Source organism: Microbulbifer maximicatervae (SeqCode), from assembly GCF_052466985.1.
In genome coordinates this window covers 386657-398920 of the sequence record NZ_CP174298.1, presented here as the reverse complement: position 1 = coordinate 398920, position 12264 = coordinate 386657, and the positions used below count along the sequence as shown (strand labels likewise).

General features: G+C 48.1%; 12 protein-coding genes and 1 tRNA gene. 9 read left to right on the top strand and 4 right to left on the bottom strand.

All coding sequences use genetic code 11. From position 1 onward, the window contains the following. Positions 1-225 precede the first annotated feature (225 nt). From ACJJI3_RS01865 to ACJJI3_RS01855, 3 genes are all read right to left on the bottom strand, one after another. Entirely contained in the window at positions 226-1953 is a 1728-nt protein-coding gene (locus ACJJI3_RS01865; protein WP_444942535.1) for a SulP family inorganic anion transporter, read from the bottom strand. A 97-nt stretch (positions 1954-2050) separates the two neighbouring features. Next, positions 2051-2464, bottom strand: a complete 414-nt coding sequence (locus ACJJI3_RS01860; RefSeq protein WP_444941304.1) for a protein tyrosine phosphatase family protein — start codon at positions 2462-2464, stop codon at positions 2051-2053. Between the two features lie 55 nt (positions 2465-2519). Further along, on the bottom strand, positions 2520-3398 hold the full coding sequence (locus ACJJI3_RS01855; protein WP_282932132.1) for an MBL fold metallo-hydrolase: 879 nt from the start codon (positions 3396-3398) through the stop codon (positions 2520-2522). Between the two features lie 92 nt (positions 3399-3490). Here ACJJI3_RS01855 and ACJJI3_RS01850 point away from each other — a divergent pair, with 92 nt between their 5' ends. From ACJJI3_RS01850 to ACJJI3_RS01810, 9 genes are all read left to right on the top strand, one after another. Next, on the top strand, positions 3491-3805 hold the full coding sequence (locus tag ACJJI3_RS01850; protein WP_282932131.1) for an ArsR/SmtB family transcription factor: 315 nt from the start codon (positions 3491-3493) through the stop codon (positions 3803-3805). A 4-nt stretch (positions 3806-3809) separates the two neighbouring features. Continuing rightward, positions 3810-4253, top strand: a complete 444-nt coding sequence (locus tag ACJJI3_RS01845) for a YeeE/YedE family protein (protein WP_444941303.1) — start codon at positions 3810-3812, stop codon at positions 4251-4253. Beyond that, positions 4253-4687 carry a DUF6691 family protein gene (locus ACJJI3_RS01840; protein ID WP_444941302.1) on the top strand — a complete coding sequence of 145 codons (435 nt, stop codon included), beginning with the start codon at positions 4253-4255 and terminating at the stop codon, positions 4685-4687. The genes ACJJI3_RS01845 and ACJJI3_RS01840 overlap by 1 nt, the downstream gene beginning before the upstream one ends. Before the next feature lie 95 nt (positions 4688-4782). Further along, a complete protein-coding gene (locus ACJJI3_RS01835; protein WP_444941301.1) occupies positions 4783-6513 on the top strand; it encodes a SulP family inorganic anion transporter in 1731 nt (576 codons plus the stop codon). A 66-nt stretch (positions 6514-6579) separates the two neighbouring features. Beyond that, positions 6580-8799 (top strand): ATP-dependent helicase, encoded by a 2220-nt coding sequence (locus ACJJI3_RS01830; RefSeq protein ID WP_444941300.1) that lies wholly within the window; start codon positions 6580-6582, stop codon positions 8797-8799. 61 nt (positions 8800-8860) lie between these two features. Further along, the gene (locus ACJJI3_RS01825; RefSeq protein ID WP_444941299.1) at positions 8861-9358 is read left to right on the top strand and encodes a DUF1993 family protein; all 498 of its coding nucleotides are present in this window, start codon (positions 8861-8863) and stop codon (positions 9356-9358) included. Between the two features lie 300 nt (positions 9359-9658). Beyond that, positions 9659-10300, top strand: a complete 642-nt coding sequence (locus ACJJI3_RS01820; protein WP_444941298.1) for an outer membrane beta-barrel protein — start codon at positions 9659-9661, stop codon at positions 10298-10300. 303 nt (positions 10301-10603) lie between these two features. Next, on the top strand, positions 10604-11245 hold the full coding sequence (locus ACJJI3_RS01815; protein ID WP_444941297.1) for an outer membrane beta-barrel protein: 642 nt from the start codon (positions 10604-10606) through the stop codon (positions 11243-11245). Positions 11246-11556: 311 nt separating this feature from the next. Beyond that, positions 11557-11633: transfer RNA gene (locus ACJJI3_RS01810), tRNA-Arg, on the top strand. Positions 11634-11907: 274 nt separating this feature from the next. On the opposite strand, the gene ACJJI3_RS01805 is transcribed toward ACJJI3_RS01810, so the two are convergent. Beyond that, positions 11908-12102 carry a hypothetical protein gene (locus ACJJI3_RS01805; protein WP_444897850.1) on the bottom strand — a complete coding sequence of 65 codons (195 nt, stop codon included), beginning with the start codon at positions 12100-12102 and terminating at the stop codon, positions 11908-11910. Positions 12103-12264: the final 162 nt, after the last annotated feature.

The window sequence follows — 12264 nt, the reverse complement described above, 5'->3', positions numbered from 1 at the left end:
AAAAACCTGCCTATTGTGTATTTCATATATAAGCTTGATTTTAACTTTTATAAGATTTAAAGATGAACTTAACCACAGCAGCCCACTTAAATATATACCAACAAGAAAGATGAATAATTGGTACAATTAAAGCAAGTAAAGAGATCAGCTTAACCCCCATCTAAATATTTAAAATAATCCCCAAGAATCTCAAATCAGATAATACTTTTTCAAAATCGATTAGGTCTACTCAGCACTATCATTAACAACTGAAATCGAAGAGAAAGCTTGATACTGGGTCAAAAAAACCCGACCAGACAGCACCTGCAGAAAACTACTCCTCTCCAAACGATCCATCACCGGACCTTTAACTTCTGAAAGATGAAGTCGAACACCTCTATTAAGTAAGATACTGTTTATACTTTCCAGTACTTCCAAGGCACTCCAATCAATTTCATTAACGGCACTACACATCAATATAATATGCTTGACCTGGGAATTACCTGCTAGACGGCTATAAATACGCTCTTCCAATGTACTTATATTAGAGAACATCAGACGGCCATCCACTCTAAAAGTAAGAATTTCAGAAGCAGTTTTAACTGAGTGTCGATCTATATTGCGGAAATGCTCAGTGCCTTCGATTAATCCTACCTCTGCAATATGAGGCTTTGATGCACGCCAAATGAATAATAATAGCGATGCACCCACTCCACAGAGCACGCCCGACTCAACGCCAAATAATAGAGTAACGAAGATTGTCACCGCTACAGCAAGAAAATCCGCCTTGGAAAATTGCCAAGTTTTACGCAAGATAGAAAAATCTACCAGTGAAAGTACTGCAACAATAATAGTGGCAGCAAGAGTAGCTTTCGGAAGAAAATATAGTGGTGACGTTAGAAAAAGAGCCGTGAATCCAATGCCTATTGCGGTAAATAGGCTGGCAAACTGTGTTTGTGCTCCCGCGTCAGCATTTACAACTGAGCGTGAGAAGCCACCACTTACCGGAAATCCACCAGAAAAACCTGCCCCAACATTCGCCAACCCTAGAGCCACCAGTTCTTGGTTGGAATCAATTCTTTGTCTACGTTTTGCGGCTAAAGTCTTTGCCACGGATATCGATTCTACATAGCCGATGATAGCAATCATTAGCGCAGGTAACGCAAGTGACTCAAATAGGGAAAGCGACAGCTTTGGCAAGCTAAATTGAGGCAGCCCCGAAGGAACACTGCCAACAAGGGCTACTCCCCATGCTTCAAGGTTAAAAGTATATGAGAAGTACACGGTTATCAGCACTGCTACTGCGGGGGATGACTTAGACAGAAGATTAGCGGTATCAGCTCTGATTCCTAATCTTTGCAATAGTTTTGCCGCACAAGCTCTAGATAGGTATAGAAATAACACCACCCCCAAACCGACTAACAAGGTCAACTGATTATAGCCACCCAAGTTTTCAAACAAGCCAGGCAACAGCTCTAATATTGTATCTCCATGGACCGATAGCCCCAGCAATTGGGTAATCTGATTAAGTGCAATTAATAATGCAGAAGCAGTTACAAAGCCGGAGATTACCGGGTGTGATAAAAAGTTAGCGAGAAAACCTAACTTTAATATACCTAATACTGTGAGAATTCCTCCAGATAAGAGCGCCAATATCGCTGCTGCAGTGAGGTAGTCCACCTCACCGCTCGCTGTTACCTTTCCAAGGGCAGCGGCGCTCATTAAGGAGATTACCGCTACAGGCCCTACGGATAGTGTTCGACTGCTGCCTAACAGGCCATAGACTAGCAGCGGAACAATACTCGCATAGAGGCCCACCTCAGGTGGCAATCCGGCAAGCAAAGCGTAAGCAAGGGACTGGGGAATAAGGAGCACGGTAACAATTGAAGCCGCCAGTAGGTCCTGGGTTAGCAGCTGCCGATTATAGGAGTGAATAGTAGCCAGAATGGGAAACCATCTGGTGAGATGCTGCATCGCCATGATCTGTTTTCCGTTCTGGCCTTACGGCCTGAGTTCTATCGCCTTAGAAGAAGGGTTTGAATTGCAGCACCGAAAGTGCTGCACTTTAGAGCTAGGGTTCAATCGATATCAGCACAGCGCCAATATCAAATCCTGCGGCCTGGGCCTGGGAATTGAGCTGCTTTTTATCTGCCCCCATCAGGATCTTGGCACCGGCCCATACCTGGCTGGAACGATTTCCCGTCCGGCAAAACGCGTGCACTTTGTCTCCTTCTTGCAAAACATCACGAAATGCCTCGCAGTGATTTCGCATCATACGTCCGCGAGTAAAAGGTATAGCCACAAATTTAATGCCCACCGCTAATGCGGCCTGCTCCATTTCCACATAGGAAGGGTGAGTCTCACTCTCACCTTCCGGGCAATTGCATACTACAACTTGTACCCCACTCTGAACCAATGGCGCCATACTTTCACAGGCTATATGCTCAGAAACGCTCACCTGTTCATCTAATTGTTTAATATTCATTATCACCTCAGTTCTATGCATTCAACTGAATAAATATATCGATCAATAATTTCGTCTAAAGCTGATTAAGCGGCACTTTCAAATATACCGTACCATTCGATTCTGCCGGGGGCATTTGCCCCGCACGAATATTCACCTGCACAGACGGTACTATCAGCCGCGGCACAGATAAAGTGGCATCGCGCTTGCGGCGCACCGCGACAAAATCGTCCTCGGCAACCCCATCGCGCAAATGAATATTCTCCCTGCGTTGCTCTCCCACACTGGTCTCACACTGATAGCCCCGCTTACCTTTAGGCGGGTAGTCGTGACACATAAACATGCGAGTTTGGTCGGGAAGGGACAAGATCTTACGCACTGAGCGATACAGCTCTGACGCATCGCCGCCGGGGAAGTCACATCGCGCACTGCCAACATCCGGCATAAATAAGGTATCGCCAACAAAAAGCGCATCGCCGATTAGCCAGGCCATATCTGCGGGGGTGTGACCGGGACTGTAAATCACTTTCGCTGTCAGCTTACCCACCTGGAAAGTTTCACCATCCTTAAAGAGATGATCAAACTGACTGCCATCTGCCAGGAACTCCCGCTCAAGGTTAAATACATCGCGGAAGATTTTCTGCACCTGGCAAATGTGTTCACCGATCCCGATACGCCCACCCAATTGCTGGCGTAAAAACGGTGCCGCTGATAAGTGGTCAGCATGGGCATGAGTCTCCAGTATCCACTCCAGAGTCAGGTCTTTCTCTTGAATAAATGACACCAGCTCCTCAGCACCTCGGCTACTGGTGCGACCCGAGGCTGAATCAAAATTCAGCACAGAGTCCACAATAGCGGCGGAACCCCCTTCCCTGTCGTACACCACATAGCTCCAGGTTTCTGTATCCCGATCCAGGAACGGCTGTACCCGGGCACAGTGTTCTTCATGAGCCATCTTCTGCTCTCCCGTATTCACTACACCAACAATATACAATGTGATATTATATAAAACAATATATTGTAATTGTGTAAATTGATTTAGTTCCTATGCCTGATACTGAACATCTCGATCTCAACAAAATGCGCGATTCCGCTGGCCAGGCGGCAGCGATGCTGCGCTCCCTGGCCAATCAGGACCGCTTGCTACTTCTATGTCAGCTCAGCCAGGAAGAGTTAAATGTAGGCGAATTGGAAGAGCGCCTGGGTATTCATCAACCAAGCCTGTCCCAACAACTGGGTGTCCTCCGTCGCGAAGGCCTGGTCGAAACACGCCGCGAGGGAAAAAACGTCTTCTACCGGGTTGCAGACCCGCGAGTACTCGCCCTGCTGCAAACCCTTTACCAGCTCTACTGTGCGGAGTAATCCCATGACCATCGATTGGACCGCTTTCACCCCGAGCACTGCACTCGCCGGGGGGCTGCTGATTGGCCTCGCCAGTGCCGCTTTACTCGCCTTCAACGGTCGTATCGCAGGTATCTCCGGCATCATTGGCGGACTGCTTGACCAAATCCAGGGCTCCCTATGGCGCCTGGCCTTTATCGGGGGGCTATTGATAAGCCCTCTTGCCTGGAAAATCTTTGCAACAGTGCCCGACATTGATATCCAGGCAGGTTATCCCACCTTAATTGCAGCGGGATTACTGGTGGGCCTGGGCACGCGGATGGCTTCCGGTTGTACCAGTGGCCATGGTGTTTGCGGCTTGTCCCGACTCTCCACTCGCTCGCTAACCGCCACCCTGATATTTATGGCCGCGGGCTTCGCAACAGTATTTCTAATGCGACACCTCCTGATCGGCCAGCTGGGGCAATGATGATGAAAACCAATATCAGCGCACTTTTGGCCGGGCTCACTTTCGGCCTGGGGTTATTGCTCTCCGGTATGGCCAACCCGGAGAAAGTTCTCGGCTTCCTCGATTTAGCCGGCGCCTGGGACCCCTCTCTGGGACTGGTGATGTTTGGCGCTATCGCCGTGGGCCTGCCACTATTCCATTTCATCAGACGGCGGGGACAGTCTATCTGGAAGCAACCGCTTCACCTGCCGGCAAGTGACCAGGTTGATCGCCGATTGGTATTGGGCAGCCTTCTATTTGGCGCCGGCTGGGGACTGGCGGGGTTTTGCCCCGGACCGGCGATTGTCGCTACCGGGGCGGGAGAGCTAAAAGCGGTAATTTTTATGCTCGCCATGCTCACAGGTATGGGGATATTTCAACTCTTCGAAGTCAAGCGCACTGCCGCAATGGAGTAACTTGCGCCCAAGCACTACGGTGAGGCAGCCGCCGTCTATCTTGTTTGAGCAGTTCACACAATTGCGGCAGGAAGAGAGCAGAAACAAGCGTAAGGATGCGGCTACTCCACCTAATCCCTCCATGGCTTCGACGCTACCAGCCCAAGTGGCTGGTGGGAGATAGTGTTGCCGCCCTCCTGGCCAGCATGATGCTGATCCCACAGGCCCTCGCCTATGCCGCACTTGCCGGCCTGCCCCCATATCTAGGGCTCTACGCTGGGCTGCTCCCATTAGTAGGATACGCACTGTTTGGCTCCAGCTCAGTGCTGTCCGTCGGCCCGGTGGCCGTGCTCGCCCTAATGACCGCTTCAGCTCTCACCCCCATAGCTACACCGGGCAGTCCCGAGTACATTTCCGGCGCCATATTATTAGCACTCTTGAGTGGAGTAATCCTGCTAATAATGGGGTTTCTTGGCCTAGGTAGCCTCGCCAACCTCTTGAGTCTTCCGGTTGTTGACGGTTTTGTCTCCGGCGCCGCGCTGCTGATTATTGCCGGGCAGATTGCCCCCTTGCTGGGAATATCAAGCAATGGGGATACGGTTCTCGAGATATTGATCAGCACCTTTAACCACCTACCCGAAACCGATCGGGAAGCAGCTCTGCTAGGGCTCATTGCACTGGCCAGCTTAATTGCCGCCCGTCTAGGTTTGCCCTTCCTGCTCAGGAAAATCGGGGTCGGCCCAGCACGATCCAAATTGCTTTCACGGTTGGCGCCCATGCTTATCGTGGTGATTGCCATTGTGCTTACCACTATTTTTCACTGGGAGAAGGAATTACCCGTTGTGGGAGTTATTCCCGCTGGCCTACCAAACCTAAGTATCCCCTCTATTAACCCGGGGCTGATTTACAAATTGCTTTTGCCCGCCCTGATTATTGCCCTGCTCGGCTTTGTCGAAAGCTTATCTATTGCTCACTCTATCGCCCAGCGGCGCGGCGAGAAGCTCAACACTAATGCGGAACTGCGGGGGCTGGGTGCCTCCAACCTTCTCAGCGCATTTTCAGGAGGGTTTGCGGTAACCGGCAGCTTTGCACGGACAGCCGTTAATGATGAGAGTGGAGCAAAAACCCCCCTCAGCGGCGTGATAGCCGCAGTGCTAATTGCCCTGCTACTTCTGTATGCCACTAAAGTCTTTACCGAACTGCCAATCTGCGTGCTAGCCGCCACCATCATTGTTGCAGCCGCAAACCTGATCAACTTCCAGGGTATGGCCCACCACTGGCGCTACGATCGCACCGATGGACTGGCTATGGCCGGCACATTTCTCGGGGTAGTGTTTTTTGGCGTGGAAACCGGGATTGCCCTGGGCGTCGGGCTCTCATTCGCCACATTGATCTGGCGAGCCAGCCGGCCACATATCGCTGTCGTGGGGCGTGTACCGGGTACCGAGCAATTCCGCAATGTGCTTCGCTATACAGTGAAAACCGACTCTGAAATTTTGTTCCTGCGTATTGATGAGAACCTGTTTTTTAGCAACATCAATGCGATTGAGGAGCGACTTTTTGTAGAGATAAAGCGACATCGCAATACCCGCCATATGGTGCTGATCTTATCGTCTGTTAACCGGATCGACAGCACAGCAATAGAGCGTCTGTTACAAGTAAACCGGGATTTACAGAATCGGAATATCCAGCTGCATCTGGCTGAGGTAAAGGGGGCTGTACTGGATCGCCTGGGCCACTCCAAGCTACTGCAGGAATTGAGCGGCCGCGTCTTCCTCTCCCCCTACATCGCTGAGCTTGCCCTGCGCCACCATCAAATCTCCGATAGCGACAAACCATCCGAATAAGGTTGCGCGACTTGTAAGACAGCATCAATCACTGGCAAAATATCCAGTATTTGAGCAAAGAGTGCGATGGGCGGAAATAACCTTACCTCTGAACAGCAGGCAATTGCAGATCATGCCGGTGGTCACGCCAAGATCATTGCCGTTGCCGGCTCTGGCAAAACCACTGCTCTGTTGCACTACATAAAGAACCGCCTTGATGCAGGTATCGCCCCCGATCGACTGCTGGTATTAATGTACAACCGCAGTGCTCGGGAGGACTTCGACCGCCGCTTACGGCAGCTGACTGAAGGCTCGATACCAGCGGTACATACCTTTCACAGTGTTGGGTATCGTTTATACCAACGCATGATCGCCAATGATCATATCGCTGCCGCCAACCTATCCCCCCTGCCTCAATCCACAATCCAATTACAAATCTGGAAGGCCATTGAAGAATGCGCGCCTACCCACGAACTCGAAGAGATTAGAGCACGGAAGCAATCTGAGATTGAGGCCGCTGAATTTTTTATCGACTACACCAAAACAATTTTATCGGGAGATCTCAGCGCATTTCAGGAACTGAAGCTCGGCGATGAATACATGTATTTTCTGCAAGTATTTCGCACTTTTGAAGCTTGGCGTCGCAGCCAAAATGCGGTCACCTACGCCGATCTGATTTATGACCCAGCCATGCTGCTCAGCATGGATGAGGAAATGGCCGAGGAGTACGGCAGCTATTACGAAGATATCCTGGTGGACGAATACCAGGATATCAATGAGATACAGCACTTTTTACTGCGAGTTCTCTACGGAAAATCTGGCAACGTCATCGCGATTGGCGACCCAGACCAAACAATTTACGAATGGCGAGGCTCCAAACCGGATTTCCTGCTCACATTTTTCGATGGGGATTTTCCCCCTTCGAATATTTATCACCTGAGCCGTACTTTCCGTTACGGCCACCAGCTATCCTTGGCCGCCAATCACTTTATTGAGAACAATCGCGATCGCGCCGATATATTCTGTGTTTCAGCCAATGAAGATCAGCAAACAGAAATCGAGTTGGTAAAAACCGATAAGGAGGGACGCTGGCTTGTGGAGCACCTGCGCCGATGTCAAAAGCAAGGCCAGTCACTCAGGGATGTCGCCGTATTGGTGCGGCTGTGGTCTATCGCCGCTCCTATTGAACTGGCACTGCTGGCCAATAATATTCCTTACCGCTCAGCAAGCCGCAACACCGTCCTTTCGCGCCGGGAGCTGCGCCCCTTATTTTGGAGCTTAAATATTGCCTCCGGTCGATTCGCCGAACTTCCTCCCAAGCGTCGCCAGCAGGGACTTTACGAATGGCTGACCTCTCCCCATGTGCGTATTCCTCGCAAAGTCCTTGAGCCCATCTGTTCCTCTCTGGCAGCGTTGGACAAGGGCTGGGGTAAGAAGCTGGTTGCCCTACTACCTGAAAACCTGAGCAAGCCCCAGACCAAACGCTTGCGCCAACGGGCAGACCTGCTTACCCAGATCGAGAGCTGGCGCGGTCACGCTGGAGAGCTACTGCGTCGCCATATCGGTGAACTGGAACTTCTCAGCGGAATCGCTGACGACGCCTTCACCCGCCAACAAGGGGAGGAGAGGCAGCAAACCATCCTCGCTTTCTGCAAATACCCGGACACACTGAAGCAGCCGCCCACTGAAGCCCTGGCACATCTACAAGAGCTTCAACGCCAACACCGGGAGGGCGAACAAACCGAAGCGGATGCTATACAAATAACGACTATGCACCAAGCTAAAGGTTTGGAGTGGGAACAAGTAATTATCCCCACCCTCACCCAGCACAATATGCCCTATCAACCTCAACGGGACTTCAGCACACCCGCGTCACTGGAGAGCGAACGCCGCTTAATGTATGTGGCGATGACCCGAGCCAAGTCAAAACTCTTCTTGTTGGCCCCTGCAGAAGACTCCAAAAAGAATGATCCAGAGGCTTCGCAGCCTTCATTATTTATTAATGAAATGCAGCTTCCTTTAAGTAAATTAATGGCAGACTCCTTAAAGGAGCGTCCGGAAAAAATCGACACCGATGTACCGGTTTCACGCCAAGCGCTCCACTATTTAGAAGCTTGCGATTACAACCCCACTATCAGTGCACCCCGGGCCCCCATGCGAAAACCCGAACCTGGAGAGGGACTGCGGCATCGAAAACTTGGCTATGGAAGGGTTTTGGGATGGGAGGACAAGCGTATCGAGGTTTTATTTAGCGATGGAAAAGCTCGGCGGTTTGATTGGGAGACTTTGTCACAATATCTGATGTAGCAATACCCAGGAACGTGTGTACCAAAAAAATTAATTCACTCCGCTATTATCAGGTTACCTAATGCAAATATCTATCAAGAGCCTTCTTCATAATTATCTTTCCCAACTACTTTCAATTGTGACTAAAATTCCGCAGGAAATATTTCACAAGCAGCTGGCATCTAACATGTTCAGCTTAGCCGAGAATGCAAAAATTACGGCCAATTTTTCTCTTCGTGGATACTGCCCACTCGTTGACCAAAAAATTGTAACATTTGAAGAGGATGGCAGTACAAAGGAGGGTATTCTGAGAACCATCCAGAAAACACTAAATTATTTAGATTCTTTACCCGAAGTAACCGATCTGGACAGTAGTAGAAGAATCAATGATAAAGCAGGTTTTACAACCGTGGATCTCCCACAGCCACAATATATCCATCAATATATAATTCCAAACTTACTATTCCATATAAGCATGGTTTATGCAGTAGCCCGAAATAACAATGTATATTTGAGCAAGGGAGATTTTGATGGGTTACATAAGTACCCTGACAATTTTATCTTTATAGATGGGTTTTAAAAATGACACAATTCCATATGTACTACAGTGGCAAGTTAGAAAAACTACAAAAAGCTCCTCAAAAAACCTGCCACAAATAAACTCAGACAAAAAAGGCGTGCAGACTGACACTTTGACAAATCAAAAGAAGACAGATTGGCAACCAAATCAGATGAAATACCCCTTCAACGCACAATCACGCCTCAAAACCATCCTGCTCTAATTAAACAACTTGACTGAATTATTCAGACAAAAGCAATATAGGTGTCATCTATTTTGACGCTTGAGCATTTCGTTACTTTTACACCTCAGAAGACCAATATGAAAATTTCAAAAATATTTCTATTGATCCCTCTATTAGCCAACTACAATTCAGCATTTGCAAAAGAAACCCCTTTCTACGCTGGAATTGGATACGGGACTCAGGATTTTGATGGGCAACAAGAACCTACAGATTATTATGTAAATAATAATTTTAAAGATACCTCCAGCTCCTTTGATATTTACGCTGGCTACCAACTAAATCAATTCTTCTCTGTAGAGGCAGGATACAGCCATTTTGGTAAAGCATCCGACACCTATATTCATCATAGTGCAGTAATAGCTCAACTTGACTATAACATCATTAATGACAAGGAAAGCTTGGATATTGACAGCGTACAAATAAATTCTGTCTTCGAATACCCAATGCTAGATAATGTCACTATCAGCGCCTACCTTGGCCTTTCTTACACTAAAATAGATAGTACTTATACCGCCTACATGAGCATCGCGGATATTGATGGAAATTATGAAGGCAATAAATCTTTCAAGTCCAGCGAGAATGATTTTGACCTAACTTACGGTATCGGCGTCAGATACGACTTTACCAACCGGTTCAGCGGCAAACTGCAATGGAAAAACATCGATAATGATGTCGTAGATATCAGCGGCATACATTTGTCTATAGAAACCCATTTCTAAGGACATCTATAAAATGAATATCCGAGGGTAAAAACTGCCTTTATTTTTACCCTCACGAAACTGGCCTCATATTCTAAGCCCCTAAACTTCCAGCTTTCATTTTATTGCTAATACCCTACACTTCCATAGTTAGCTCACTGAGTAGTTTATAGACGCTTAATGGGCCAAGCCAAAAATAGATTGAATTGATCGGGCAAAAGGTCCTAACTTTACTTGAAAGCGAATATAGCGCAACGGTAACTAGCGATTTACAACCTATCAAAGAGATAAAACCGCTCATTTAATGGAATAAATGGGGCCAAAATGAAATACACTAGACTAGCCATATTACTATTAACCTTTGCAAATGCTTCTATCGCGGCAGAGATGTCAATCTACGCCGGAATAGGATATGGATACTTTGACTTTAAGGGCCAGAACAAACTTCCAGAACCCTATATAAGCTCTCAACGCTTTGGCGATCACGCCAACAATGTCAACATTCACGCTGGGTACCAATTCAATCAGTTTCTTTCCGTTGAACTCGGGTATGACCACTTCGGTAACACCTATGATGAATTTGTTGCATTAGTTAGTTTCTATGACAGAGAAATTGATGAATATCGCGATGCCTATATCACCGATGATGAAACGGTTACAGTAGAAAGTTATCATCTGCATGTTATTGCCCAATATCCAATCCTTAACAAGACGACTGTAAATGCTCTTGTTGGCCTCTCCCATACCAAAATCGACAGCGAGTTCATACCAAGATCCAGCTGGATACCAGATAGCCCATTAAGCCCAACCTACTCCCAAAGCAAAAATGAAACGGACTTAGTCTACGGCATTGGAGTAAAGTATTCTTTCACTGATAACTTTGCTTGCAGGCTCCAATGGAAAACAATTGATAACGATACCCTGAGGATAAGCGGATTTGACCTGTCATTGGAGACGCGCTTTTAGGCGTTGAGATCGAAACCTGATAAGTTGGATGAGATTGACCCCTGCTCTGTCACTGATCGGTACATTTCCTTTCAAGAGCCTCCAAAAGCCCCGCAAGCGGGCCTTGCCACCTCACTCTGTAAAACCACTTGTCTGCTCTTGATGGTGGTGCCTTTTCATCCTCTTAACCCGCTAGCCCTGGCAGCGAATCTGTAACTAGTCAACACTCACTCAAAGTGCCTAACTTTTATCCAACATAATGTTTTTTAAGGATTTTTTTACTCTTAAGGTTGACTTACCCCCACCGCATCTATAGTATCCGCATCCGTAACGCGCTCGTAGCTCAGCTGGATAGAGTACCTGGCTACGAACCAGGCGGTCGGAGGTTCGAATCCTCCCGAGCGCGCCATACAAACGAAGGGCTTATGCTTAACAGCGTAAGCCCTTTTTTGTTATAGTGCGGTAAAACCCGCATGCATATATCACCGCCAGCACTACCTTTATGCCTGAGCCGGCCCCACCGCCATCAACTCCCCCAGAACTCCACCACTAGGCATCCGTCACCGGGCCGTAACACAAGAACTTCTAGGAAGTATTCCTCACCCTGAACCCATTGCTGGGAGCTAGTGATGGAATTGGCGGTTCACTGCCAGAAACATAAATTGCCGGTGATACAGATAAATTTATACAAGCACGGGCTGAGCCAGTTCCTCTTTCCCAAGAAGAAAGCCAGCGATTGGGTAAGCACTAGATTTTAACTGAGCTCCACTAGCAACAAGTAAGTGGGCGAACCCCAGTCGACAAATAGCCAACGAAAAGCCATTATCAGGTGTAATAGAATTACGCATCAGCACTCTCTGCTGAAGAGCAATAATCATACCCCCTCGCGTACAGACCATTTTAGATGCTAGATAAATTGAGGGGCGAGTTTCTCGATGATATAACCTACCCCTCCACATCAACTCATGAATGCAAATGATACTCTCAACACCACCACCCCATAAGTAATACACCGTATAGTGTCGACTCAATAATTCACA

What these genes read in the sequence shown, in the direction of transcription:
- ACJJI3_RS01865 (WP_444942535.1), bottom strand. Translation starts at nt 1,953, where the DNA reads ATGCAGCATCTCACCAGATGGTTTCCCATTCTGGCTACTATTCACTCC.
- ACJJI3_RS01860 (WP_444941304.1), bottom strand. Translation starts at nt 2,464, where the DNA reads ATGAATATTAAACAATTAGATGAACAGGTGAGCGTTTCTGAGCATATA.
- ACJJI3_RS01855 (WP_282932132.1), bottom strand. Translation starts at nt 3,398, where the DNA reads ATGGCTCATGAAGAACACTGTGCCCGGGTACAGCCGTTCCTGGATCGG.
- ACJJI3_RS01850 (WP_282932131.1), top strand. Translation starts at nt 3,491, where the DNA reads ATGCCTGATACTGAACATCTCGATCTCAACAAAATGCGCGATTCCGCT.
- ACJJI3_RS01845 (WP_444941303.1), top strand. Translation starts at nt 3,810, where the DNA reads ATGACCATCGATTGGACCGCTTTCACCCCGAGCACTGCACTCGCCGGG.
- ACJJI3_RS01840 (WP_444941302.1), top strand. Translation starts at nt 4,253, where the DNA reads ATGATGAAAACCAATATCAGCGCACTTTTGGCCGGGCTCACTTTCGGC.
- ACJJI3_RS01835 (WP_444941301.1), top strand. Translation starts at nt 4,783, where the DNA reads ATGCGGCTACTCCACCTAATCCCTCCATGGCTTCGACGCTACCAGCCC.
- ACJJI3_RS01830 (WP_444941300.1), top strand. Translation starts at nt 6,580, where the DNA reads ATGGGCGGAAATAACCTTACCTCTGAACAGCAGGCAATTGCAGATCAT.
- ACJJI3_RS01825 (WP_444941299.1), top strand. Translation starts at nt 8,861, where the DNA reads ATGCAAATATCTATCAAGAGCCTTCTTCATAATTATCTTTCCCAACTA.
- ACJJI3_RS01820 (WP_444941298.1), top strand. Translation starts at nt 9,659, where the DNA reads ATGAAAATTTCAAAAATATTTCTATTGATCCCTCTATTAGCCAACTAC.
- ACJJI3_RS01815 (WP_444941297.1), top strand. Translation starts at nt 10,604, where the DNA reads ATGAAATACACTAGACTAGCCATATTACTATTAACCTTTGCAAATGCT.
- ACJJI3_RS01805 (WP_444897850.1), bottom strand. Translation starts at nt 12,102, where the DNA reads ATGATTATTGCTCTTCAGCAGAGAGTGCTGATGCGTAATTCTATTACA.